At 62.1% G+C, this 25,317-nt stretch carries 18 protein-coding genes; 11 read left to right on the plus strand and 7 right to left on the minus strand.

Translation table 11 applies throughout. The features are described 5' to 3' along the window. Window positions 1–52: 52 nt before the first annotated feature. The 6 genes from CMV30_RS13270 to CMV30_RS13295 all read left to right on the plus strand — a co-directional run bounded on the left by CMV30_RS13270 (window position 53) and on the right by CMV30_RS13295 (window position 8,894). The gene (locus CMV30_RS13270) at window positions 53–1,360 is read left to right on the plus strand and encodes a TolC family protein (RefSeq protein WP_096056489.1); all 1,308 of its coding nucleotides are present in this window, start codon (window positions 53–55) and stop codon (window positions 1,358–1,360) included. After that, a complete protein-coding gene (locus CMV30_RS13275) occupies window positions 1,357–2,553 on the plus strand; it encodes an efflux RND transporter periplasmic adaptor subunit (protein WP_096056490.1) in 1,197 nt (398 codons plus the stop codon). Before CMV30_RS13270 ends, CMV30_RS13275 begins: the two co-directional genes overlap by 4 nt. 10 nt (window positions 2,554–2,563) lie before the next feature. Then, window positions 2,564–5,734, plus strand: coding sequence for an efflux RND transporter permease subunit (locus CMV30_RS13280; protein WP_096056491.1), 3,171 nt, complete (start codon window positions 2,564–2,566; stop codon window positions 5,732–5,734). Between the two features lie 39 nt (window positions 5,735–5,773). Continuing rightward, on the plus strand, window positions 5,774–6,229 hold the full coding sequence (locus CMV30_RS13285) for a hypothetical protein (RefSeq protein WP_096056492.1): 456 nt from the start codon (window positions 5,774–5,776) through the stop codon (window positions 6,227–6,229). 102 nt (window positions 6,230–6,331) lie between these two features. Further along, window positions 6,332–8,548, plus strand: a complete 2,217-nt coding sequence (locus CMV30_RS13290) for a multicopper oxidase family protein (protein ID WP_175414870.1) — start codon at window positions 6,332–6,334, stop codon at window positions 8,546–8,548. Between the two features lie 22 nt (window positions 8,549–8,570). Next, window positions 8,571–8,894: a YHS domain-containing protein gene (locus CMV30_RS13295; RefSeq protein ID WP_138223294.1), complete on the plus strand. Its 324-nt coding sequence runs from the start codon at window positions 8,571–8,573 to the stop codon at window positions 8,892–8,894. A 17-nt stretch (window positions 8,895–8,911) separates the two neighbouring features. On the opposite strand, the gene CMV30_RS13300 is transcribed toward CMV30_RS13295, so the two are convergent. Next, window positions 8,912–9,811 carry an alpha/beta hydrolase gene (locus CMV30_RS13300; protein WP_175414871.1) on the minus strand — a complete coding sequence of 300 codons (900 nt, stop codon included), beginning with the start codon at window positions 9,809–9,811 and terminating at the stop codon, window positions 8,912–8,914. Next, window positions 9,808–11,823, minus strand: coding sequence for an ATP-dependent helicase (locus CMV30_RS13305; RefSeq protein WP_096056496.1), 2,016 nt, complete (start codon window positions 11,821–11,823; stop codon window positions 9,808–9,810). Before CMV30_RS13305 ends, CMV30_RS13300 begins: the two co-directional genes overlap by 4 nt. Window positions 11,824–12,129: 306 nt before the next feature. Between CMV30_RS13305 and CMV30_RS13310 the strand changes: the two genes are divergently transcribed. Continuing rightward, complete coding sequence (locus tag CMV30_RS13310; protein ID WP_096056497.1) at window positions 12,130–13,242, plus strand: WD40 repeat domain-containing protein; 1,113 nt, start codon at window positions 12,130–12,132, stop codon at window positions 13,240–13,242. 214 nt (window positions 13,243–13,456) lie between these two features. Continuing rightward, window positions 13,457–16,276: a hybrid sensor histidine kinase/response regulator gene (locus tag CMV30_RS13315; RefSeq protein WP_096056498.1), complete on the plus strand. Its 2,820-nt coding sequence runs from the start codon at window positions 13,457–13,459 to the stop codon at window positions 16,274–16,276. 107 nt (window positions 16,277–16,383) lie between these two features. Here the strand turns inward: CMV30_RS13315 and CMV30_RS13320 are convergent, their stop codons facing one another. The 3 genes from CMV30_RS13320 to CMV30_RS13330 form a co-directional block, all read right to left on the minus strand. Continuing rightward, window positions 16,384–17,091, minus strand: coding sequence for a tRNA-uridine aminocarboxypropyltransferase (locus tag CMV30_RS13320; RefSeq protein WP_096056499.1), 708 nt, complete (start codon window positions 17,089–17,091; stop codon window positions 16,384–16,386). Between the two features lie 60 nt (window positions 17,092–17,151). Next, complete coding sequence (locus tag CMV30_RS13325; protein WP_096056500.1) at window positions 17,152–17,655, minus strand: hypothetical protein; 504 nt, start codon at window positions 17,653–17,655, stop codon at window positions 17,152–17,154. Window positions 17,656–17,785: 130 nt separating this feature from the next. Beyond that, a complete protein-coding gene (locus CMV30_RS13330; protein WP_096056501.1) occupies window positions 17,786–19,891 on the minus strand; it encodes a M3 family metallopeptidase in 2,106 nt (701 codons plus the stop codon). A gap of 171 nt (window positions 19,892–20,062) precedes the next feature. Between CMV30_RS13330 and CMV30_RS13335 the strand changes: the two genes are divergently transcribed. Next, window positions 20,063–21,691, plus strand: coding sequence for a Na/Pi cotransporter family protein (locus tag CMV30_RS13335; RefSeq protein WP_096056502.1), 1,629 nt, complete (start codon window positions 20,063–20,065; stop codon window positions 21,689–21,691). Window positions 21,692–21,698: 7 nt separating this feature from the next. Here the strand turns inward: CMV30_RS13335 and CMV30_RS13340 are convergent, their stop codons facing one another. After that, window positions 21,699–22,316: a peroxiredoxin-like family protein gene (locus CMV30_RS13340; protein ID WP_096056503.1), complete on the minus strand. Its 618-nt coding sequence runs from the start codon at window positions 22,314–22,316 to the stop codon at window positions 21,699–21,701. Window positions 22,317–22,470: 154 nt separating this feature from the next. Next, on the minus strand, window positions 22,471–23,229 hold the full coding sequence (locus CMV30_RS13345) for a tetratricopeptide repeat protein (protein ID WP_096056504.1): 759 nt from the start codon (window positions 23,227–23,229) through the stop codon (window positions 22,471–22,473). 150 nt (window positions 23,230–23,379) lie between these two features. On the opposite strand from CMV30_RS13345, the gene CMV30_RS13350 reads away from it, so the two are divergent. Together CMV30_RS13350 and CMV30_RS13355 are read left to right on the plus strand one after the other, a co-directional pair. Continuing rightward, window positions 23,380–24,000, plus strand: a complete 621-nt coding sequence (locus CMV30_RS13350; protein WP_175414872.1) for an acyloxyacyl hydrolase — start codon at window positions 23,380–23,382, stop codon at window positions 23,998–24,000. Between the two features lie 210 nt (window positions 24,001–24,210). Next, entirely contained in the window at window positions 24,211–25,296 is a 1,086-nt protein-coding gene (locus tag CMV30_RS13355) for a methyl-accepting chemotaxis protein (protein WP_096056506.1), read from the plus strand. The last annotated feature ends 21 nt before the right edge of the window (window positions 25,297–25,317 follow it).

Raw genomic sequence — 25,317 nt, forward strand, 5'->3', positions numbered from 1 at the left:
GCGTGTGCGCGTCGGTCGGCCCGTTTGGTTTCGCAAACTTACTTCCTGAACTATGTCCGCGACTCTCTTTTTTCGCAGTATTCCCCGCTCTGTTGCGCTCGCTGTCTTGCTGATGGCGAACGCCGTGCGTGCCCAAGAAACAACCACGCCGCCCGGTGTCGGTGCTCCGCTCACGCTGGCGGGAGTGCTGACGCGTGTGGCTGAGAATAATCCCTCGCTCATCGCGCAGCGTTACGGCGAGCGCGCGGCTGAGGCGCTGATCGAGCAGGCGGGGCTGCGGCCGAATCCGACGCTCGATGTCAGCGCCGAGAATTTTCTCGGCACGGGCAATGTTCAGGGGGGGCGCAGTCTCGAAACGACGGTGCAGGCGAGCCAGACGTTTGAGCGTGGCGGCAAACGCGACCGGCGAGTCGCGCTGGCCAGTCGTGAGCGGGAAATGGCGGCCAAGGAGTTTGTCGTCCGCCGTGCTGAGGTACTCGCGGCTGCCGCAGTCGCTTATGTGGAGACACTCGCCGCGCAGGAGCGCCTCGCGCTCGTCGAGGAGCCGCTGGCGCTTGCGCGCGAAACGCTCGCGGTAGTCGAAGCGCGTGTGAAAGAGGGCGCGGCATCTCCCGCTGAATCGGCGCGTGCGCGTGCGGCGCTGGCATCGGCACAGGGCGAATCGGCCCGCGCTCAGGCTGCGCTTTTCGCCGCGCGTGCGGCACTGGCGGCGACGTGGGGCGGACGCGCCGGAGAGATTGGTGCGTTGCCGGGAAAGATTTCCGTGCCCAAGACGTTGCCGGGCGAAGAGGTTTTTCTCGCGCAGATCGGGCGCCATCCTCGTTTCGAACTTCAACGTGCCGTCATTGAAGGCCGGCGGGCGTCGCTCGAACTGGAGAAGGCGCAGGCGGCGCAAGACGTCACGGTGGGCGGCGGTGTGCGTTTTCTTCGCGAGGGGACGGACGCGGCGTTTGTCGCGGGCGTTTCGGTGCCGCTGCCGGTCCGGAATAAAAATCAGGGTAACATCCGCGCCGCGCGTGAAACTCTCGCCGGTGCGGAGCAGTCGCTGCGCGCGGTCGAAGCCGAGCTGCGCGCGAGTGTCACGGCTGCGTGGCAGGAACTCGCCGGCGCGCATACGACAGCGCAAACGCTCCGGCGCGACGCGTTGCCCGCGACCGAGGAGGCGCACGCCGTCGTGCGCCGTGCGTATGAAGAAGGTCAGTTACCGCTGATCGACGTGCTCGATGCGCAGCGCGCACTCGTCTCCGTGCGGCGCGAGATCCTCGACGCCGAATCTGCTTACGCCTCCGCGCTCGCCCGCGTTGAAGGACTTACGAACCCCGCTTTCTCACTCACGACCGCTCTTATTTCAGCCCGATGAAAACACTCTCTGCTTCTCTCGTATTTATATTCTCCAGCGCGCTCGGCGTTTCGCTTTTCTCGGCTGATTCTGCGCGCATCGCGAACACGATCGTGCTCGATGCCGCTGGCGTTCAAAACCTTCGTATCCAGACGGTGGCCGTCGAAGAAGGCGATTTTGAGGAGAGCGTTTTCTCACTCGGTCGCATTGAAGCGAAGCCGGGCAATATCGCCGCCGTCAGCAGTCGCATCCAAGGTCGGGTCGTGGCGCTGAGCGCACTGCCCGGCGATGTCATCGCGGCTGGAGCGGAAGTCGCGAAAGTGGAGAGCCGTCAGCCGGGAAATCCGCCGCCGGTTATCTCGCTCACGGCTCCGCTCGGCGGGGTTGTGACGCAGCTCGATGTGCGTCTCGGCGATCCGGTGGAGCCGGAGAAGGCGCTGCTGGAGATCACGGATTTCAGCGAAGTCCTCGCGGTTGCCCGTGTGCCGGAACATGTCGCGGGTCGGCTCAAACCCGGCGCGAAAGCGAGTATCACGGTGTCGGCGTTACATGATGGAAAACTCGAAGGTGAGTTGCTGCGCTTCGGGACAGTGGCGGATGCGGCGAGTGGGACGATCGACGCGATTTTCAAACTCGCGAATCTTGGGAACCGGCTTCGTCCCGGGATGCGCGCGGAGTTTTCCATCGTCGTCGCGCGTCGCGCAAATGTGATGAGCGTGCCGCGCAGTGCGTTGCAGGGAGAGCCGTCGGGGCGCTTCGTGTACGTGAAGGATTTTGATCTGCCCAACGCGTTCATCAAAACGCCGGTCGTGGTGGGGCAGATCAATGAGCGTGCGGCGGAAATCATCAGCGGGCTGCTGCCTGCCGATGAAGTCGTCACGCAGGGCGCGTACTCACTCGCGTTCGCGGGGGGCGGTAGTGTGTCGCTCAAGGAAGCGCTGGATGCGGCTCATGGGCACGAGCACGCGGCGGACGGATCGGAACTGAAGGCGGATGCGAAAACGAAAGCGGCGTCTGCTTCAGGAAAAACCGAGGCGGGTGGAGATCACGGCCATGATCATGGCGATCACGACCACGCGCATGGAGATGAGCACGATCACGACGATGAACATGGGCATGAGAATCCGTTCTGGATGATCGTGAGCGGCGTGCTGTTTGCCGCGCTGCTGGTCGTCGCGTTCTGGAAGAAACGCGGCGCGGCCAAATCGAACTGAGGACTCTGCGATGTTGAACAAACTTATCCAGTGGTCGCTCGCGAACCGGGCCATCGTGCTCGGGCTCTCGCTCATCATTCTCGTGCTCGGCCTTCGCACGGGGACGCAGCTTCCCGTCGAAGTGTTGCCCGATCTCACGAAGCCGACGGTCATCATTCTCACGGAAGCGCCCGGCCTCGCGCCGGAAGAAGTGGAGACGCGCGTCACGCAGCCGCTCGAAAGCGCGCTCATGGGAGTCGCCGGGTTGACGCGTTTGAGGTCGAACTCGGATGTCGCTCTCTCGCTCGTGTACGCGGAGTTCGGCTGGGAGACGGACATCTATCAGGCGCGCGTGCTGGTGCAGGAGCGCTTACAGTCCGCTCGTGAGCAACTCCCCGACAAGGTGCAGCCATTCATGACACCGGTCGCGTCGCTGATGGGGGAAATCCTTCTGGTCGGCGTGCGTTCGACGACGAAGGAAGGGGAGCCTGGATACATCGCGCCGAGTGATGTCAGGACGCTCGCTGATTGGACGATCAAGCGGCGGCTCCAGAGTATTCCAGGCATCGCGGAAATCCTCAATATGGGCGGCGGCGTGAAGCAGATTGAGGTGCAGCCCGATCCTTACCGGATGCAGGCGCACGACGTGAGTTTCGCGGAGCTGGAGGAGGCGGTCGCTGAAACAGCGAGCACGACGACGGGTGGGTTTCTCAGTACGGGGCCGACGGAGATCATGGTGCGCAATCTCGCGATGACGACCGACCTCGGGGACATCGCGCGCACGGTCATCAAGAAGACGGGCGACCGTGCGGTGACGATTGGCGATGTGGCGGCGGTGGAGTGGGGGATCGAGCCGATGCGCGGAGATGCGACCGTGAGCGTCGCTCCAGAAAAAGCGCCGACGTACGGCGTGATCATGTCGATCACCAAGGCGCCGGGCTTCGATACGCGCGCGCTCACGGAGCAGATCCAGGCGGCGTTGGAGGAATTGAAGACGAGTTTCCCGCCCGGCGTGGAGACAACGCTGTTGTTTCAGCAGAAGGATTTTATCGATCACGCTATCGGCAATCTGAAGGAGGCGATCCGCGATGGCGCGATCATGGTGACGGTGGTGTTGTTTCTCTTCCTCCTGAATTTCCGCACGACGTTCATCACGCTCATGGCGATGCCGATGAGCTTCGCGATCACGCTGCTCGTGTTTCACCAGTTCGGGATTTCTGTGAACTCGATGACGCTAGGCGGACTTGCGGTGGCGATCGGCATGGTCGTCGATGATGCCATCGTGGACGTGGAAAATGTGTTCCGCCGGCTGCGCGAGAACGCGGCGCTGCCGCATCCGCGGCCGAAGCTGCAGGTGATCGGGCGCGCATCGGGCGAGGTGAGAAACTCGATCCTCTATGCGACGGTTTTGATCATCCTCGTTTTTCTCCCGCTGCTGGGGCTGAGCGGCGTGGAAGGGAAGCTCTTCGCGCCCATCGCGATTGCGACGATCATCAGCATGGTCGCGTCGTTCATCGTCTCGCTGACGTTGATCCCGGTGCTTTGTTCGTTGCTGCTCAGCCCCAAAGCGGGGCGTGAACACAAAGACGGGCGCTTCGTCGGCTTTCTGAAAAATCTCCTGCGCGCGACGTTGCTGCGGGCCGGGCTGAATTTCCCGATTCCTGTGCTGGGTGTCGTGATGATCGGGATGATTGGCGCGTTTTTGCTCTATCCGAAAATGAGCAAAGATTTTCTTCCGAGCTTTCGAGAAGAGACTGCGCTGATCGCCGTGACCTCGGCGCCCGGCACTTCGCTGGAGGAGATGAATAAAATTTCGGATGTGATCGAAGCGCAGATTCTCGCGGTCCCGGAGGTGCGCAAAGTCGGCCGGCGGCTCGGGCGTGCGGAGCGGGGCGATCATGTGGTTCCCGTTTCCACGGCGGAGTTCGACGTGGATTTTCGCGAGTTGGTCGGGCACGAGGGGAAGGCGGGCCGCAGTCGCAAAGAGATCCTCGCCGACCTCAACCGTCGTCTGAAAACGGTGCCGGGCGTCTTTGCTGTCGTTGGCGGACCACTGGCGGATCGCATCGGCCATATGCTCAGCGGTGTGTCCGCGCCGGTGGCGATTAAAGTCTTCGGTCCGGACCTCGACACGCTCCGCCGCATCGGCACCGAGGTTCAGGCCGTTGCGAAAACGATTCCTGGTTTTGAAGACGCGAAGCTCGATCAGCAGTCGTCGATCCCACAGCTGCGCATCGAGGCGAATCGCGACCGGTCGGCTGCGTACGGCGTCACTCCTGGGGCAATCAACGACCAGCTCAGCGCGCTCCTTGGCGGCAAGGAAATCGCCGAACTCCGCGACGGGCAGCGCGCGGTGAATCTGGTCATCCGGCTGCCGCTGGCGTGGCGCGATTCGGCGGAGAAGATCGCGCAGATTCCTATCGAGATAGAGAGCGGGCAGCGCGTGCCGTTGTCGCTGGTTGCCGACGTGCGCGAGGCGAAGGGGCCGAACGTCATCTTCCGGGAAAACAGCCAGCGACGGTTCACGATCGCGATCAAGCCGACGGTGCGCGATGTCGGCGCGCTCGTGGCGAAACTCCAGGAGGACGTGAAAGCGAAGGTGAAACTGCCTGAGGGCTACTTCATCACGTATGAGGGCGAGTTCCAGGCGCAGAAAGACGCGACGCAGCGGATCGTGCTCTTCAGCGCGGTGGTTTTTGTGATCATCGTTTTCCTGCTCTACGGTTATTTCCAGAGCATGGCGCTGGCGTTGCAGGTGATGTTGAGCATCCCGCTCTCGCTGGTCGGCGGCCTTGTGTACACGTGGCTCAAGGTAGACAACATCAGCATCGCCACGCTGGTCGGTTTCATCGCGGTCGGCGGGGTGGCGGCGCGCAACGGCATCATGATGCTCTCGCACTACCTGCATCTCATGAAACATGAGGGCGAGGGCTTCACACGTGCGATGGTCGAGCGCGGTACGCTGGAGCGCATGGTCCCGGTACTGATGACCGCGCTTGCCGCGGGCATCGCGCTGATTCCGCTCGTGCTCGCGGGCGATCAACCGGGCAAAGAAATCCTTCACCCGGTCGCCGTCGTGATCGTGGGCGGACTCATCTCGTCCACGCTCCTCGAGTTCCTCGTGAGGCCGTTAATCTTTTTTCATCTCGGCCGTAAAGCCGCTGCGCAGGCTATCGAGCGCGACGCGGCTGCTGCCCAGTGAATTTCTCCTCAACGTAATTAACCAAACTCAACTCGTCTCATGAAAATCAAAACCATCGTCTCTTCGTTTCTCGCGCTCTTGGTCCTTGGTCTCACGACCTCCATCGCGGAGGCGCATTCCAACGAAAAGAAAATCGCGGGCCCTAATGGCGGTCGCGTGCTCACTAAGGTTGAACCGCACGCGGAATTTTTCGTCACGGCTGAGCGCAAAGTGCAGATCACGTTTCTCGGTGAGGACGGCAAAGCCATCGCTCCGGCCGCGCAAGTCGTGGCGGTTACAGCGGGTGATCGCGCGGCACCGACGAAACTGAGCTTTGCGAAATCGGGCGATGTCCTGATCTCCGATGTGGCGCTGCCTGCGGGAAATAACTTTCCGGCGGTCGTGCAGATCAAGGCGACGCCTGACGCGAAAGCGGTGGCGGAGAAGTTCAATGTGAACCTTTCGCAGTGCGGCGAATGCGACAAAGCGGAGTACGCTTGCACCTGCGCGCACTGATCGGCGGGCTAACACTGGAGATGACTCATGCAAGGGATCGCGCTGTCTGATTCGTATAACAGACGTGACCACCTTCCGATTCCCGCAAACAGCCCTTCAGTCGTGAGACGCCTGTTCGCATTTTTCCTGCTCGATATGCTGCTCGGCGCCGTTGCGGCGCACGCCTGCGCGGAGTGCGGTGGGAAGAATAAAGCCGCGTGGCTGGCGCTCGAAGCGGGGCCGAAGGCATCGCAGCTTTTTCCTGATGCGCGGATCGTCGAGTACACGCTCGATATTGCCGAGACCATGCTTTCTCCGGCGGGGAAACCGGTGCGGGCGTTGACGATCAATGGCGCGGTGCCGGGGCCGGTGCTGCGGTTTCGCGAGGGGGATGTGGCGCGCATCCATGTGCGTAACCGGCTCGCGAAGGGGGAGACGTCGCTTCACTGGCATGGGCTGCTGCTGCCGAATCTGGAGGACGGCGTGCCTTATCTGACCACGCCGCCGATTGGCGCGGGAGAAACGCGGACGTTCGAGTTTCTGCTCAAGCACGCCGGAACTTATTGGTACCATAGTCACACTGGGTTGCAGGAGCAGCGGGGCGTTTATGGGAGTATTGTGATCGAGCCTGCGACGGGTGCGTCTGCGCGGGCCGATCTGCCGCGCATCGATCGCGAAGAGGTGGTGGTGCTCTCCGACTGGACCAACGAAAACCCCGATGAGGTGATGCGCACGCTGCTGCGTGGGAGCGATTGGTACGCGATACGGAAGGGCACGGCGCAGTCGCTCACCGGCGCGATGCGGGCGGGGCATTTGGGGGATTTTATTAAGCGCGAGAAATCCCGCGTGCCGCCGATGGATGTGTCCGATGTCGCTTACGACGCGTTTCTCGTCAATGGCCAGCGACGGCAGCGCATGGAAGGACGAGCGGGAGAGACGATCCGGCTGCGGGTGATCAACGCGGCGGCATCGACTTACTTTTATCTGAACTCGGCTACCGGACCGCTGACGCTCGTCGCTGCGGACGGGATGGACGTGGCTCCGATTCAGCAGAACCGGTTGCTTATCGGTATGGCGGAGACGTACGACGTGCTCGTGACGGTTCCGGCGGATGGTGCGTGGGAAGTGCGGGCGACTTCGCAGGATGGGTCGGGATATGCGTCGCTGTTTCTCGGCGATGGTGCGGAGAAACCGGCGGCCTCACTGGCGCCGCTTGAGATCTATAACATGAACGCTGCGATGGACGCGGTGCTCGATGAACTGGATGAGTCGGGCGAGATTACCGATGGGGAGGCACTCGCGAGCGAGAAGGCGCGGCCGTTGCCGCCGTACAAGCGGTTAAAGTCGACCCGGGCGACGACGTTGCCCGAGGGAGCGCCGGTGCGGGAGGTCACGCTCAAGCTTAGCGGCGACATGACGCGCTATAGCTGGTCGATCGACGACAAGCGTATCGACGAACAGGGCACGCTGGCCGTGAAGCGCGGGGAGGTCCTGCGGCTGGTGCTCGTGAACAACACGATGATGCACCACCCGATGCACCTGCATGGACATTTCTTCCGGCTGCTCCTGCCGGGCGCGGGCGATCCGGCGTTCGCGCCGCTCAAGCACACGGTGGACGTGCCGCCGATGAGTCGTCGCGTGATCGAGTTCTACGCCAACGAGGACCGCGACTGGTTGTTTCACTGTCACCTGCTTTATCACATGATGGCGGGCATGGCGCGGGTGGTGAGTTATCCGGCGGGCGAAGAAATGGCGGCGGCGGCGGAGAGTGGCGCTGCGCGTCCACTTGAAGAGAGCAAACTTGCCGAGCGCGGCAGTTACCGGCCGGCGCTCGGGGAGCACGGGCATCCGCACACGTACGCGTGGATTGAGGGCAGCGTACAATCGCACTTGAGCACGGGCGTGGGCACGATCCAGCGTGGACGCGACAATGTGAATTTTCTCTGGGAAACGGGTTGGGAGCGCGTCGAGAAAACCGAATACGAGGTTGAGGCGGTGTACGCGCGTTACTTCAACGTGAGGTGGCGTGCCTTTGCGGGCTACCGGTTAACGAACATGCACGAGGCGCGCGATGGCGTCATCGCCGGGGCGACTTATCGATTGCCGTATCTGGTAGATTTGACGGGGACGCTTCAGAGCAGCGGGGAGACGCGCGTGGTTCTGGAGAAGACGATTCCGCTGACGGCGCGCATCGGGGTGATGGCACGCATGGAGTACGACAGCGTGCAGACATTTTCCTGGATGAGCGGGCTGAGCTATACGGTGAGCAAACGGTTTTCCCTCATCGGCAGCTACGACTCCGAATATGGAGCGGGCGCGGGCGTCGGCTTTCGTTTCTGAAGAACCTGGTTACTTTTCTACTATGAAGATCAAAAAAGCATTCCTCCTCACTGCGTTGTTATTCGCAGTCGTATCGAGCGGCGGCGGCACGACCAGCTTCGCGGCTGACAGTGCTGCGGGCAGCGCGGCAGCACCTGAAGAAAAGAAGCCAGCGAAAGAAGCGCCGAAGCCTTATCCGCTGGATGTGTGCATCGTGACGGATAACGACCTTGGCTCGATGGGCGAGGAGACCTCGATGGTTTACGAGGGGCAGACGATCAAGTTCTGCTGCGCTCCCTGTGAGCGGAAGTTTTTGAAGAACCCGGCGAAGTATCTGGAGAAGCTCGCGCCGGAGAAGCGGAAGTAGGCGAGGCGCGAGGGAGATTATTTCGTCGCCGGGGTTTCGGGAGTTCGAGCCGAAGCGATGAAGGCAAGCAGACGTTCTTCGTAGCGCTCTTTCGCGAACCCATAGAGGTCCACGTGACCGGCACCCTCCACGAGCCAAAGTGTTTTGGGAGAATGCACGGCACCGAAAAGGGACTGGGTGTCTTCTGTCAGCGTATGGCGATCACGGTTGCCACTGAGTACGAACACTGGCGCTGAGATTTTTTCGACCATTGCACGCGGGGATATTTGATTGATCGACGCGCCTACTTTGCTTTCGGCGAACGGAATCATGAGACACCCTAAAAGCCAGCCAGGAAGGTGTGCATGGTAGCGACAGCGCCGATCCACTGCAGTGCGAAGATCGGAGTAGACACTTTCAAGGACCACCCAGTTGACGTCCTTCAGCCGGTCGCCGGTGAGTGCGATGGTTGCGCCTCCTTGCGAAGCGCCGATGAGGCCGAATTTGTTCGATCCTTTGGAGCGAGCGAAATCCATTGCGCCGAGAAGATCGTTCGACTCGTGAAAACCGAAACTCACGAGGTCGCCGGCACTTTCGCCGTGGCCGCGCGCGTCATAGAGGAGGACTGAGTAGCCGTGGCGGTGTAGCAGCTTTGCGCGGGCAATCATCTGGCGGCGATTCGATCCGTGGCCGTGAAGCAAAATGACTGTCGTTTTGCTGTCAGGCGATGGCAGCCACCAACCGGAAAGCGAAAGACCGTCGAGGGAGGGAAACGTGACGGATTCAGCCTGTGTCAGGGTGCTGTCTGCAAGTGAAGGGACTGGACGGCGAAACGCGCTCGTGAGCTGTTTTGCCTGGTGAGCTGAGCCCCAGACGAAAGCGGACAGGCCCAAGGCTCCCGCTGTAGCGGCAATCACCAGATAGCGTTTTCGTTTCACCAGCCGAAGGAGCGTTTGAGGCGGAGGGGGTCGTAGAGTTTTTCGTCGAGCTCGGTGATGAAGCGACTCGGTTGGAGCAGCATTCCACCGGGGCCGGCTCTCGTGGCGACTTTGGGGTAGCAGAGATAGAGTTCGTTTTTCGCGCGGGTGACGGCGACGTAGAAGAGGCGGCGCTCTTCTTCGACGTCGCCCGCTTCGATGGCGCGGCGGCCGGGGAACATGCCGTCGGCGAGGCCGATCACGAAGACGACGTCGTACTCCAGGCCCTTCGCTTGATGGACGGTGGTGAGCTTGATGGCCTCGGCGTCGGGATCGACTTTGCGGTCACTGGTCTCGCCGTTCATGAGGACGATCTGGGCGAGGAGATCCTGCATCTCGTCGAAGCGCTGGGCGAAGCCGACCATGGCTTTGAGTTCTTCGAGTCGGTCAATGTAGTCGGCGAACGCGCCGCGGAGGTAGTCGCCGTACCAGCCGTCGATGGCCATTTCGACGACCTTGAAAGGCTTGTCGTTCTTCATGGTCTCGGCGACTTCGGCGAGCGAGGAGCAGAAGGAGTCCCATTCGTCTTTCGCGTCTTTTGGGACTTTGGATTTCACGTCGTCGGTCGCGAGCGCGTCGATGAAGTCGCGCTGCATGAGCTTCGCGTGGTCGAGCGCGGCGGAGTAGATTTTTTGCGCGCCTTTTTCGCCGATCTTCGGGAGGAGGACGGCGATGCGGTTCCAGCCGGTTTGGTTGGAAGGATTGTAGACGAAGCTGATGAGGCCGACGAGGTCGCGGACGTGCTGGCGCTCGAAGAACTTCACGCCGCTGGTGATCTGGTACGGCACGCCGGCTTTGGAGAGGGCGAGCTGGGTTTCGAGGGCGACGAAGTGCGAGCGGTAGAGGATGGCGATCTCGTTGGCGGAGACGCCGTCGTCTTCCATGAGCGAGCGGATGCGCTTGATGATGAAGTCGCCTTGCTCGCGGTCGTCGATGCATTGGACGACGAGTGGCTTTTGCGCGTTGGCGCGGGAGGCGCGGAGCTCTTTGTCGAAGTGGCGGCCTTTGGGCTGGGCGTTGAGGACGCCGTTGGCGAGCGCGAGGATTTGCGGCGTGGAGCGGTAGTTCGTTTCGATGCGGTGGATGACGGTGCCAGGATGACGTTCGGGAAACGTCATGATGTTTTCGAAGTCGGCGCCGCGCCAGGAGTAGATGCATTGCGCGTCGTCGCCGACAGCCATCACGCGGTGGTGCGTGGCGATTTTGTCGATGATCTGGGCCTGGAGGGTGTTGGTGTCCTGGTACTCGTCGACGAGGACGTGGCGGAAGCGGTGGGCGAAGTAGGCGGCGACCTCGGGGGCTTTGATGAGGAGCGTGAGCCAGTGTTCGAGAAGGTCGTCGTAGTCGCAGACGTTTTGTTCGCGCTTCTTCGCGGCGTAGGCGGACGCGAAGGCGGGGAGCGCCATCTTGATTTCGCTGTATTGGGGAAAGTACTGCACGACGGTGTCGTCGATGGAGAGCTGCGTGTTGCGAGAGAGAGAGAGGACGCTGAAGAGCGGACCGGGACGGGGGTTCGTTTTGTCTTTGAAGAAGAGTTTGTCCTGTTCTTCGACGGCCTGCTTGAGGAGCGATTCGGATTCGTCGGCGTCGAGGATGGTGAAGTTGCGAGGGAGGTTGATGGCTTCGCCGTGGATGCGGAGGACGCGGTGGCCGATGGAGTGGAAGGTGCCGCCCCAGAAGCGGGCGGGCTCGACGCCGGTGAGATCGTGGACGCGGTGGAGCATCTCCTTCGCGGCCTTGTTGGTGAAGGTGAGGAGGAGGATTTCGGAGGGTTTGACGCCCTTAGAAAGCAGATACGCGACGCGGTAGGTGAGGGTGCGGGTCTTGCCGGAGCCGGCGCCGGCGAGGACGAGGAGAGGGCCGGGCTCGGCGGTGACGGCGTTGAACTGCTCGTCGTTGAGGAGCGCGCGAAAGTCGATGGGCGGGATGGCGCCGGGTGTCGGAGCGCGGTCGTTATCGAGGAGAAAATCCATGAGCGGCGGAAAGGGTCGGGGAAAGGTCGGCGAGGGCAAAGCAGAAGTACGCGAAGCAGATCCCTGCTGCCATCCGGTGGCGGCTTCAGTTGTAAAATGCAGCAGGAGAGATGGTCGGGGATTTTAGAAACTCCGATTCGTGTCGTTTGGCACAAGTCTATGAAAACAGTTAGACCCCTGATTGCTGTCATTTCACTGGCTCTGGCGGGCTGCTCATCTTCCCTCAAAGAGACCACGGCTTCGAAAACACCGGTTTGGTCGGCGTTCCCGAGCACGCCAAACGCTTATTACATCAACTCTGTCGCGGTGTCCGGCGATGGGAGCCGGGTGGTGGGCGGGACGTTTTTTCACTCGTACGGCGGATCGAGCCGCAGCGCGCAGTTCACAGCGAAGTCCACGGCGAGCAGCTCGAACGGGACGTTTGGGACGTACTGTTACGACCAGACGGGAAAGCAGCTGTGGAAGGATGAGTTCACGGGATTCGAGGGAGTGTACTGGGTCGATATTTCTAAGGACGGCGCGTACGCGGCATCGGGCGGGTGGATGACGGGGAGTCCGAACTACGCGGGTTTCGTGCGGGCGTTCGACGTGAGCACGGGGACGAAGGTTCTCGATTATGCGACGACGTCGCGGGTGAGCCAGGTGGCGCTCACGGCGGATGGCGGGTGGCTGATCTCGGCGGCGGAGTCGCTGGTGTTGTTCAAGCGCGTGAACGGCGTTTATCAGAAGACGGGTGAATTCACGCCGCCCGGGACAAATCCGACGGTGGTGACGGCGGCGATTTCGGCGGATGGGAACATGATCGTGTACGCGGATTATTCCGGAAACGTGGTGTTGCTGGCGAACGAGGGCGGGCTGCTGGCGCTGTGGAAGCAGTGGAAGCTGCCGGCGTCATCGAGCCACTGCGTACGGATCACGCCGGACGGAAAAGCATTCGCGGCGGGTGGATCGGAAGGGTATTTCTATTTCTTCGACACGCAGACGTTCCTGCAGACGGGGCAGCCGACGATCACGTCGCAGATCTCCAGCAAGTCGGCGGTGTACGGGGTGGCGATCGCGGACGATGCGAGCGCGTTCGTGGGAATTTCCAATTTGAACAGCACGGCGGTGGGCGGGCTGGTGTACTTCGTGCCGACGGCCAGCAACCCGACCGGGGCGCCGAGCTGGACGTATCAGACGGCGCGCAATCCGAACTGCGCCTCGATCAATCTTGCGAATGGATTGCTGGCGGTGGCCGATGGACATCCGGACGGGGCGCCGGGGAATTTTTATCTGCTGAACACGAGCACGGGCGCGCAAATCTGGCAGTACGGCACGACCAATATGAGCTGGCCGATCATGATCTCGGCGAGCGGCAACGCGGTGGTCGCGGGCAGCGATGACTCGAATATGTATTATTTCACGCCTGCTGCGCCGTGAGTGGGCGGACGACACAGAGGTCGTCCCTCCATTCGGAGGAGAGTCGGAATGCACGGCGCGGAGGACGTCCGTCCACCGAGTGGCGTTGGGCGCGGGTAGATGCCCGGGCAGTTTATGCGCATGAATTTACCGTGCTGGAGGATTGCGTGAGCGGGCGCGGGTTGCAGCATCTGGCGCTGTCAGGCCTCCACGCTTCCGACACCTACACTCAGAAATGAAATTTCGTTTCTCCCGGCCGGTCATCGTCTGTGCCGTTTATTTTGTCCTCCATTTTGCCGCGCAGTTTTCCGCGTCGCTGTTCGAAGTGGGGCCGGGGTTGTCCATCTGGTATCCGCCGTGTGGACTTGCGCTGGCGTTGCTGGTGCTGCTGGGGCCGAGGTACGCGCCGGTGGTGCTTGGGACCAATGTGCTCGCGGCTTTTCTCACATCGAGTCTCACGGTGTGGTGGTCGCCGGTGGTGTTTCCGGCGTTGATCACGGCGAATTATACGCTGGCGGCGTGGCTGGTGCGGCGGGCGGTCGGGCCGTCGTTGTTGCCGGGGAACACGCGGGAGACGGTGGCGTTTGCGCTGGCGATCATGGGCGCGCCGGCGGGGGTTTCGGTGGCGGGCACGTTGTTGCTACAGGTCATGGGGCTGTCGGCTCCGGCGGACTTCGCGAAGTCCTCGATCCAGTGGTGGGTGGGGGATGTGAGCGGGTTGCTCACGGTGGTGCCGGTGGCGATGGTTTTTGTGGGGCCGTGGCTGCGCGGAGAGACGGCTGGCGTGGGTCGCGTGCCGACGCTGGCGACGGGCTGGAGCGGAATCGCGATCAAGGCGGTGGCGTTGATCGGGTGCTTGTGGGTGATTTTCTTTCTGGAGCCGTTCGCGCGGTACACGCCGTTCTATCTTTGTTTTCTGCCGCTGATCTGGATCTGTCTGCGGCATGGATTGCCGGGGGCGACGCTGGCGACGCTGGCCATCACGATGGGGAGTTTGATCGGCCTGCATTTCACGGGGAGCACGGACGATCTGGTGATCCGGTTTTTGTTATTTGAACTGACGGTGGCGGTGATGGGGCTGGGGCTGGGCTCGGCGGTGTCGCGTCGCAATGAAGCGGAGCGGCGGCTGGCGGAGAGCGAGGCGAAGCTGGATCGCGTGATCGCGGGGGCGCAGCTGGGTTTGTGGGACTGGGATCTGGCGGATCAGCGGATCTCCTACAACCAGCTATATGCGGACTTGATTGGGCAAGCGAAGGAGTCGCGCGAGCCGGTGCAGATCACGCCGGATCTGCGGGTGCATCCGGCGGATCGTGAACGGGCGATGGGATCGCTGCGGGATCATCTGGAGGGGCGTTCGCCGTTGCACGAGGCGGACTATCGCATCCAGGGGAAGGATAACGAGTGGCGGTGGATTCATTCGCGCGGCTCGATCGTGGCGCGCGACAAGGCGGGCAGGCCGTTGAGGGTCGCGGGGACTCATCTCGATGTGACGGACCGCAAGCGAGCGGAGCAGGAGGCGGGGCGGTTGCTCAAGATCATCGACGCGACGACGGATTTCATCCTCACGGTGAGCATCGATGGGCGGGTGATTTATGCGAACGCGGCGCTGCTGAAACTGCTTGGCATCGAGAAACTGGAGACGCTGCGCGGACGGCGTTGGGATGCGATTTTCCCGGAGGAGACCTGCCGGCGTCTGGAGACGGAAACGCTGCCGATGGTCGCGCGCACGGGACTTTGCCAGGGCGAGCTGATGTTGAAGGACGCGCAAGGGAAGATGCTTACGGCCTCGAAAGTGGCGGTGATGCACCGTGACGAGGAAAGCGATGTGGCGACGGTTTCTTTTGTGATGCGCGATGTGACGCGGCAGAAGCAGGCGGAGGTGGAGAACATCGAGAACGAGCGGAAGATGCTGCTCATCCAGAAGTCGGAAAGCCTCGGTGTGCTGGCGGGCGGGATCGCTCATGATTTCAACAACCTGCTCACAGCGATGCTGGGCAATGCCAGTCTGGCGCGGCTGGATCTGGCGGATGACTCGGCGCTGCACGGGCCGCTCTCGCAGATCGAGACGGCGGCGACGCGGGCGGCGGAGCTTTGCCAGCAGATGCTGGCGTACGCGGGACGCAGCCCGCTGACGATTTCGGAGGTGGATGTGACCGGATTGATCGAGGAGACGAAGCAGCTGCTCCAGGTTTCGATCGGCAAAAAAACGGAGATCGAGCTCCAGCTCGCGCAGCCGTTGCCGGTGATCCGAGCCGCTCCTGCTCAAATGCAGCAGATCGTGATGAACCTCGTGCTCAACGCGGCAGAGGCCATCGGCGAAAAGGAGGGGAGGATCACGCTGCGCACGCGTCCGCAGCGTTTCGAAGCGGACGAGCTCAACCGGCGGTTTTTATCCGCGCCGCTGGCGGCCGGGCCTTATGTGCTCATCGAGGTGACGGACACGGGGTGCGGCATGACGCGGGAGACGATGGCGCGGATTTTCGAGCCGTTTTTCACGACAAAGTTCACCGGGCACGGACTCGGGCTGGCGGCGGTGATGGGCATTGTGCGCTCGCATGGCGGCGGGATCAGCGTGGCGAGCGAGGTGGGCAAGGGCAGTACGTTCAGTGTGGTTTTCCCGTCGGCGGTGGGCAGCACGCCGTCGATTCCTGTTTCAAAAACGCTGTCGCCGTTTGGACGGGCGGCGGGGCTTGCGCTGGTGGTCGATGACGAGGCGCATGTGCGCAATCTGGTCGCGAAGATCCTGACGATGCTGGGTTTCTCGGTGATCACGGCGGTCGATGGGCTGGATGCGCTGGAGCAGTTTCGCCGCGAGGCGGACAAGCTGCAGGTGGTGCTGCTCGACCTGACGATGCCACGGATGGACGGGGAGCAGGCGTTTTTAGAGATGCATCGGACGAAGCCTCATGTGCCGGTGATTTTGATGAGCGGATTTTCGGAGAAGCTGACGCTGGATCGTTTCGTGACGACGAAGCCGGCGGGGTTTCTGGCGAAGCCGTTCGATTTGAAAACGGTGCAGTCGCGGGTGATGGCGGTGGTGACGCCGGTGGGGTGAGGGAGGTGAGCGGGCGGGTGAGTGAAGGCGAGGGGGCGGAAGTTCCGGCGCGTGGCGTCAAAAGCGGGAACGACGTTCACGCGGGGTGAGGGCACCCCGCCTACATTTCAGGAGGGCGGGAGGCGGAAGAGGGTGCGTTTGCGTTCGGAGAGCGGGCGGCGCTCGGAGGGAACGCTGTAGGCGCGGCGCCGATACCCCTGGCGGTTGGGATCGGCGGCGCACTTGAGCTGGAAATCCTGCATGCGCTGGAAGAGGCCGAGCAGTTGCTCGGGGAGCGGGTAGGCGTCGAGGCCGCTGGTGGCGAGAGCGGTGAGGAGTTCGTGAGTTGCTTCGAGCGTCGAGAGGCAGCCTTCCTGCGGCTGTTGTTTGATTACGTAGCGGCTCGGCGCGGCGGCGGTGAACATGATGCGCGGGAGGCGTTTCAGGCTCGGGCTGGCGTTGAGCATTTTTCGGGCGCCGTTCCAGGTGGAATCGAGGAGGAAGACGACGAGGCGGCGGTCGCCGAGTTCGCCGGCGGTGAGCGCGCCGTTGGAGAGGTTGCGGGCGTCGGGGCCGGGGTAGAGCAGTACGGCGAAATTTTTCGGATCGGCGATGAGGCTTTGCACGGCTTCGTGTTCGTCGAAGCCGATGCCCATGTAGATGACGCTTTCCGAGAGGCAGAGATGGGTGAGGCGGCCGGTGGCGGCTTTCTCCTGTTTGAATTCCTTTGGGTGCATCAGGAACACGAACTTGGTGCGCGTGGCCATCGGCTGGATCGACGGGCACCAGCAAAGCGTCTTTGGCCAGAAGCAACGGTAGCAGGTTTCGCGGCTCATGGAGTGTGAACGTGTGGCAATGGCGATGAGAGGTTCATGCGAGTCAGGTCAGCTCCGATATTATTTCGCAACGAAGAGTTTCAAAGCCTTCGCAAGCACGCCGAGCGCACCGAGTGTAAGGCTAAGCCACAAAGAAAAACTGGTGGTTCTCGATGGCCAGCGCAGCGCACATTGGACGATCACGCTGTAGGCAATCGTGTAGAATCCGATGACCACCAGTCCTGTAGTCGCTAAGTCAGACTGAAATAAATCGGAGATTAGAGCGGTAGTAATCATGATAAGGACCGTCGCGGTGCCGAAACCAAAGACACGGCGGGGAACAATGACTTCGGCGCGAAGCAGCTTTTCGTTTCGCATGAACAGCCAGAGGCCGAGTCCGCCCAACACGCCGAAGACGGAGAATACTGCGAAGTAGCCTAGATAGTTGAATCCACGTGCCTCAAAAAATTCCAGAGCGCAATTCAGCGACAGCACGAAGGCCCCAACGCCAAGCGACAATCCTGCGGCGACGAGGATGTTGTCGGCGAGACTGGGAATGCCGTTCTGAATTTTCCAGAGATGCATGTTGGGGGAGTTGGTGAACGGTACATTGGGGACAGCGCGCCCTGACGCGGCTACTTCATTGCGGAGTGTGGCTTGAGGTGGAACGTGCGCGGAGCGCCCGCTCCACCTTCGATCGGTCTGCGATCTCCGCTCACTCCACGCCGAGGAATTTCAGGAAGGGCTGGGTGGATTGTTTGCGGCCGAGAAATTTTTCGACGGATTCGCTTACGTCGCGTGAGGCGGCGGCGCCGTAAACTTCGTCGCGGAGGCGGCGGCCGATTTTTTCGTCGAGGAATTTATCGGGCGAGGATTCGAAGACGCTGGCCATGTCTTGCGCGATGGAGAGTGACCAGAGGTAGCCGTAATACGCGGCATCGTAGCCCATGAGGTGGCCGAAGTAGGCGGCGAAGGCGGTGTCGGGCGGCGGGGCGACGGAGACGCGGGCGAGGACGGAATTGGCGAGCGCGATGGCGTCGAGTTTTTCGTCGGGCTTGGTCTGGGTGTGGAGCGTGAGGTCGAGGAGGCCGAAGGAGAGCTGGCGGCGGTAGAACATGCCGGAAGTCGCGGTGCGGGCGCGCTTGAGGGAGTCGATCACCTCGGCGGGGACTTTTTTCGATGGGTCGCGGTAGTCGGCGGCGAAAGTGTCGAGGACGGTTTTATCCCAGACCCAGTTCTCCAGCATCTGTGAGGGGGCTTCGACGAAATCCTGCGGGACGCCGAAGGAGTAGTGGCGGCCGTGTTTCGAGCGCCCGAGCATGAGGTGCATGACGTGGCCGAATTCATGGAATAGAGTTTCGACGTCGTCATGCTGGAGGAGCGAAGGCTTATCGGCGGAGGGCGGGGGAAAGTTGCAGACGAGCGAGGCGATGGGGACGGAGAAGCGGCCGTCGGGTTGGCGGGTTCCTTCGGCGATGGTGAAGCAGGCGAAGTGGTTGTACTTCCCGTCGCGCGGAAACATATCGAGGTAGAAAAGGCCAAGGGGCTCGCCGGTGGTTTTGTCGGCGACGGCGAAGAGGGTGACGCCTTCGGACCAGATTTGCGGGGGGGCGACTTCGGTGAAGGTGAGGCTGAAGATTTTTTCGTAGATGCGGAACATGCCGTCGAGCGTGGCCTGATAGGGGAAGAAGACGCGGAGCTGCTCGGTATCCACGGAGTAACGCTCCTTCTTGAGCTTCTCGGTGTAGAAGTTGATGTCCCACGGATTGAGCACGGCGTCAGCCTGGCCGGTGGTGGCGGCTTTGAGTTCGCGGAGGGTGGCGACCTCGGCGGTGAATTTTTTCTGAAGGCCGGCGACGAGTTCGTTTTCGAACTGGAGCGCGGTGGCGGCGTTTTTCGTCATGCGCAGCTCAGTCTGGTAATCGGCCCAGGTGGGGTAACCGAGTTTGAGGGCGAGCTCGGTGCGGCGGGCGATGATGGTGGCGAGAAGGGCGGAGTTGGTATCCTTGGCGAGCGTCTGGCGGATGAAGTAGGCGCGGCGGCGGACGTCTTCGCTGGTGGCGTTTTCCATGATGGCCTGGGTGTGCCAGGTGACGTTCATCATGACGCGGAAACGGCCGTCGGGCTGTTTGACGCCGGGGCTTTCGAGGAAGCTTTCGGGGACGCCGGCGAGTTCCTCGACGGTGAGATCGAGGGGACCGCGGGCCTGGTTGACGTTGTTGGAGTAGTCGGTGGTGAGCTGGGTGAGTTCTTTGCGGAGGCGCTCGACGTCGGCGCGCTGGGCGGCGGGGAGTTCGAGGCCGGCGCGGCGGTAGTCGCGGAGGATTTCGTCGAAGAGGAGTTTGTCCTCGCCGGTGAGCGCGGGCTGGGTGTCGGCGAAAGATTTGAGCGCGCGGTAGAGATCTTCGCGGTAATCGAGGGTAATGGCCCAGGAGGAAATTTTCACGGACATCTCGCTGGCGGTGTCGCGGACGGCTTTGTCGGGGTGCGTTTCCTGGACGAGGCCGATGCGGTTGGAGGTGTCGCGGACGCGGGCGACGATGCGGTCGATCTGGGCGAAGGTGGAATCGAAGGTGGCTTTGGCGGGGTCTTGTTTCGCGAGCTGATCGAGGGCGGCCTCGGCGTCGCGAATGGCGGAGTCGGTGGTGGCGCGGAGTTCGTCGGAAGTGCGCTCGTAGGCCGGAGGCGTGAGGATGACTTTGAATTTATCGGCCTGGGGCTGGAGCGAGCCGAGCGGGACGGGAGCGGCGGAGGCGGCGAACGGCAGCGCGAGAACGAGGGCGGCTGCGGTGAGGGCGAGACGATGCAGGCGAGACGTCATGGAGAGAAGAGAGGTGAGTGAGAGGAGGTGGACAAGGCTGATAAGCGGAACGTTCCGGGGAAGTGGAGGGGGAAAGCGGCGTGGGGCGTGGGTGAGCGACGGGGGGAGGTGAGTGCGCGGTTGCAGGCGGTGCGGTGTCGTGACTGTGTGGGGACGTCTTCTTAAAACGACATGGTTCTCCTCAACATCGCCGGTGGCATCGCGTTGATTTTATTCGGCATCCGTTTTTTGCGGAAGGGGCTCGAACGGCTGCTGGGTTTTGGGCTGCACGCGTGGTTGAAGCGGATGTCGCAGAAACCGTGGCGGGCGAGTCTGGCGGGGGCGGGCTTCGGAACGGTGGCACCGTCGTCAACGGCGCAGACGCTGCTGACGCTCCAACTGGTGAAGGCGGGGGAGCTGTCGCGCGAAGGGGCACTGGCGTTTTTGCTGGGGGCGAACGCGGGGATCACGGTGACGGTGCAGCTGATCGCGTTGCGGGTGTTCGATTTTTATTCGGTGGTGCTGGTGGCGGGATTTGTGGGGTTTCAGTTTTTCAAGTCGGAGAAAATTCGCGGTGCGGGGCAGTCGCTCTTGGGGCTCGGTCTGATCTTTCTGGCGATGACGATCATCAGCGAGGCGGCGAAGGTGCTGGCGGCTGATCCGGAGTTCGTGACGGTGCTGGAGTTGTTGCAGAATCACCGGGTGTTGCTGGTGATCTTTGCGGGGCTTTTCACGCTGAGCGCGCAGAGTTCGACGGCGGTGATCGGGCTGGGGCTGGCGTTTGCGGCGACGGGGAAAGCGTCGCTGGGGTTGCTGGTGCCGATCGTGCTCGGAGCGAATCTGGGGATCGGGCTGACGAGCTTGCTGGCTGGATACAGCACGGCGGCGGGGCGGGCGCTGGCGGTGGCGAATCTGGCGGTGAAGGGCGTGTTGATCGCGACGGCGCTGGTGTTTTTCCCGCAGCTGGTGGCGTTCGTGGAATCAACGCCGGGGGATGTGGCGCGGCAGGCGGCGAATTTGCACACGGCGTTCAGTGTGGTGGCGGTGCTGATCGGCGTGGGTTGCGGCGGGTTGCTCGGGCGGTGGCTGGAAAAAATCATGAAGCCGACGCTGGCGGAGGAGAATAGGGTGCGGCCGGTGGCGACGCATCTCGATCCGTCGGCGTTGTCGGTGCCGGTGTTCGCGCTGGCGAATGCGACGCGGGAGACGCTGCTGCTCGCGGATGAAGTGCGGTCGATGCTCGATGGAGCGTGGCGGGCGTTTAACAAACCGAGCCTCGAACTCGCTCGCAGTGTGCAGAAGCACGACGACCGGGTGGATGAGTTGCAGACGGCAATTAAACAGTACCTGAGCCAGTTGCCGACCGACCCACTGACTCCGCAGGAAAGCCGGCTGCAATTCGGGTTATTGAATTTCGCGAGTCAGCTGGAGGGGATCGGCGACATCGTGGACAAGACGCTGTGCGGTGCGGCGGTGAAGCAAGTGCAGCAGCCACTGGCTTTGAGCGAGGCGGACAAGGCGGATCTGACGGAATTTTATGAGCGAATGATGAGGCGCTTTGACGCGGCCACGAGCGTGCTGGCGTCACGGGATCGCGAGATGGCGCGGCAATTTTTAAACGATGCGGATAAGTTGAAAGACTGGTGCATCGACGCGCAGAAACGGCATTACCAACGGCTCAAAAACGTGAAAGATCCGGCGCAGCTCGAGGAGAGCGCGCGGTTTATCGACATGATCAACGCGTTTCGCCGGATTAGTGGATTACTGAATACGATCGGGCACACGTTCCTGCTGGAAGACGGGGAGCGGGTGCAGAGTTGAGCGCGGGTTATTTCGCGGCAGAGACTTCTTTGATGGCGGCGAGGATTTTTTCGGGTTCGAGGCGGACCTTGTAGTCGGTGTTCACGTGGGCGAAGCGGATGACGCCGGTGGCATCGACGATGAAGACGGCGGGGTGGGGCAGGAGGTGGTGGGTGCTGCCGGAGGCGGCTTCGAGGTCGATCTTGTAGCTGTTTTTATATTTCGCGACGAGTTCGTCCTCGACCTTGAAGGCGATGCCGAAGCCTTGCGCGGCCTCCATGGCGCTGTCGGAGAGGAGGGTGTAGTTGGTTTTCTCCATCGCGGGTTTCTCGCGGAGTTTGGCGGGCACGTCGGGGCTGAGGGCGATGAGTTGGAAACCGGCGGCGAGGATGTCGGCTTCGATCGTGGCGAGCGCGGATAGCTGGCGGTTGCAGTAGGGGCACCAGCCGCCGCGGTAGAAGATGAGGACGGTGGGTTTGACGATGGCGGATTTGAGGGTGATGGCGTCGCCTTTGTCGGTGCGGAGATTGGCGGCGGGGATGGACTGGCCGACGGCGAGCGGGGCGGTGGGATAGGCGGCGGAGAGAGTGGAGAACGTCACGGCAGTGAACGTGGCGAGGATGAGCAGACGGTTGAGAAGGCGCATGAGAGACGTGGTGTTGGCGGAGGTGATGAAGGAGCGGCGAGGGCGTGGTGAAGATGACCGCTGTGTGAGACGCGGGGCGAAAGGATATTCCCGCAGATTAAATTTTCATGCGGGCGGGAGCGCGTGTGAACGCGGGGGGCCGGGGAAGCAGGCGCTATTTTTCGTCGAGGGCGGCGCGGGCGCGAGCTTTGGCGGACTCGTCGTGTTTTTCGCGGGAGGGCAGGGCGAGGCCTTTTTCGAAGGCGGCGCGGGCCTCGGGTTTTTGTCCGGCGGCGAGGTAGGCGAAGCCGAGTTCGAGGGGGTGGGCGACGGTTTGCGGGGAAAGTTCAACGGCCTGGCGGAGGTGGCTGATGGCTTCAGCGTAGGAAGCGTCGGGCAGGGCGCCGTAGATGAGTTTCACGAGCCAGCGTTTGGTGGCGCCGAGGGAGGCGACTTCGTAATGCCAGCGGCCGAGGATGTGGTGGGCCCAGTCGTAGCGAGGATCGAGGGCGAGGGCGCGTTCGGCGTTTTCTTTGATGAGGCGGGAGTAGGCGATTTTCTGGCGGGCGTCGCTGTAGGTCGCCAGTTTTCCATGACAGACAGCGAGGGAGAGGATGTTGACGGCGTTATCGGGAGCGAGCGTGGCGGCGCGTTCGGCGTAGGCGAGGGCTTCGGTGGCGAGGGCGCGCTGCTTTTCCCGGTCGGTGGTGTCGGTGGTGGAGTCGGAGAGCTGCTGGGAGATTTTCTGGAGGATGAAAGGATCGTCGGGGCGGAGGGCGTCGAGTTCGCGAAAGAGACGGAGGGCAGTTCGGGAGTCGAAGCGGGACTCGGCGGCGAGGGCGGAGGCGAGGAGATCGTCGCGCGTGGGGGCGGCGGAAAGGTGAGTGGCTACGGCGAAGATGACGGGGAGCATCCAGGCCAGGAAGGGGCGCATGTTTGAGGTACGTGCGGAGGTGGGCGGTGGATGCCGGAGGGGAGTGCGGGTGTGGGAGTGATAGGGATCAACGTGTGTGGGGCGGGGCGTTTCAGGGCGGAGTTTATCGCGGCTGGCTTCGGGGGGAGAAGGGTGCTCGTGTCAGCGGCGATGTTGAAACGTGTGCTTGTTACCGGGGTGATGATGGCGGGGGCTTTATTCGCGCGGGCGGAGGGGCGTGCCCTGAAGGCGGATACGGAGGCTGCGGTTTTTGAGCCGGTGACGCGGTGGGAGTTTGCGTATGAGTCGGGGGCGTTGTGGCGGGTGGGGGGCGGTGGGTCGCAGCTGGATTATGTGATTTTGCCGCAGATGCTGACGTGGAAGACGCCAGAGGTGACGCGGTGGACGGTGGGCGGGCGCGATCTGGTGCTGCGATCGCGGTTCAGCGTGTTGTTAGAGCCGTTTGCGAAGGGGCCGGAGAGTCACTTCGTGGGTGGGGCGGCGGGGGGATTGCTGGAGTGGTGGGATGCGCGGAGGACGCAGGCGTTGTTCTTTTCGGCGGGCGGTGGTGTGGGGCTGATGGACAGCAAGGGCTACGATGTGGCGGGGGCGCAGGGGCAGGATTTTAATTTCAACTGGTTCACGTACGCAGGGAGCCGGTGGCAGTGGAGCGAGGGGATGAGCGTGGTCGTCGGAGTCTATTTCCAACACATTTCCAATCGCGGTCAGGATAAGGTGAATCCGGGGATCAACTCGGTGGGGCCGATCGTGAATGTAGGGTGGGGGTTTTGAAGAGTGAGTGGACGGTGGATGGGGAGGAGGCGTGGGCGCGCTGCTGAGAGCACAGGGTGGGGCCAAAGCCAGAGCTATGATGATGAGCGGTTTAGGGTGTTTCCATGAAATCGTTTAATGACGGATCAGCTTTAGGCGTTGGGCTGAACAGCCGATGTGTAGGCAGCCGTGTTCGGACGGGTATGCTGTTCGCGCGGTCATTCTTCCCACATGCTTTCGCCCGCAGCTTCCATCGGATCATCGTCTGAAATCGTCGCGACGCCTGAACGCATCAGCGCGTTAACGGCGACGTTGCAGGAGCGGATTCGTGGCTCAATCCAAGATATCGGGACGATCACGCTGCAATCGCGCGTGCTCTCGATCAATGCTCAGATAGAGGCGGCGCGTGCGGGCGAGAGTGGAAAGTCGTTCGCGATCGTGGGGCAGGAGATGGTGACATTTTCCAATCGGATACAGTCGGCGGCGAAGTCGCTGGAGCAGGATTCGCAGACGCTGGTGATGGAACTGGCGGAGATCAGCCGGGTACTGGCGACGCGGGTACGCGGGACGCGGCTGAGCGATCTGGCGCTGACGAATATCGATCTTATCGATCGCAATCTTTATGAGCGTTCGTGCGATTGCCGCTGGTGGGCGACGGATGCTGCGATGGTGAATGCGTTGGAAAATCCCGGCGACGACCAGATCGTGAACCATGCGTCGGAGCGGCTGGGGGTGATCTTGAAAGCGTACACGGTTTACTTCGATATCGTGCTGGCGGATCTGGACGGGCGCATCATTGCGAACGGGCGGCCGGCGGATTATGCATCGGTCGGCGTGGAGCAGGGCGAGGCCGCGTGGTTCAAGACCGCGATGGCGACGGCGAGCGGGGACGAGTTTGGTTTTCAGAGTGTGACTGAGTCGACGCTCGTGGGGGGGGAGCGCGTACTGGTTTACTCGTGCAAGGTGTGCCGGGGCGGGAGCGCAAGCGCGGAGCCGGTGGGCGTGCTCGGCGTGATTTTTAATTGGGACGGGCTCGCGCAAAAAATCATGCATGAGACGCCGATCGAGTCGGAGAAGAAGGCGCTGACGCGGGTATGCATCGTCGATGATGCGGGCACGGTGCTGGCGGATTCAGAGGATAAAATTTTGAAGGAGAAGATGGATCTACCGGATTGCGCGGGAATTTTTGCAAAGGAGAAAACGTGCGCGACGCTGACGATCAGCGGGCGGGATTGTCTTGTGGCTCATGCGAAGTCTCCGGGGTTTGAGACTTATAAGACCGGCTGGCATTCGCTGATTATTGAGCGGATGAAGTGAGCGGATGAAGTGAGCGGTTAG

This window comes from Nibricoccus aquaticus, assembly GCF_002310495.1.
Lineage (GTDB): Bacteria > Verrucomicrobiota > Verrucomicrobiia > Opitutales > Opitutaceae > Nibricoccus > Nibricoccus aquaticus.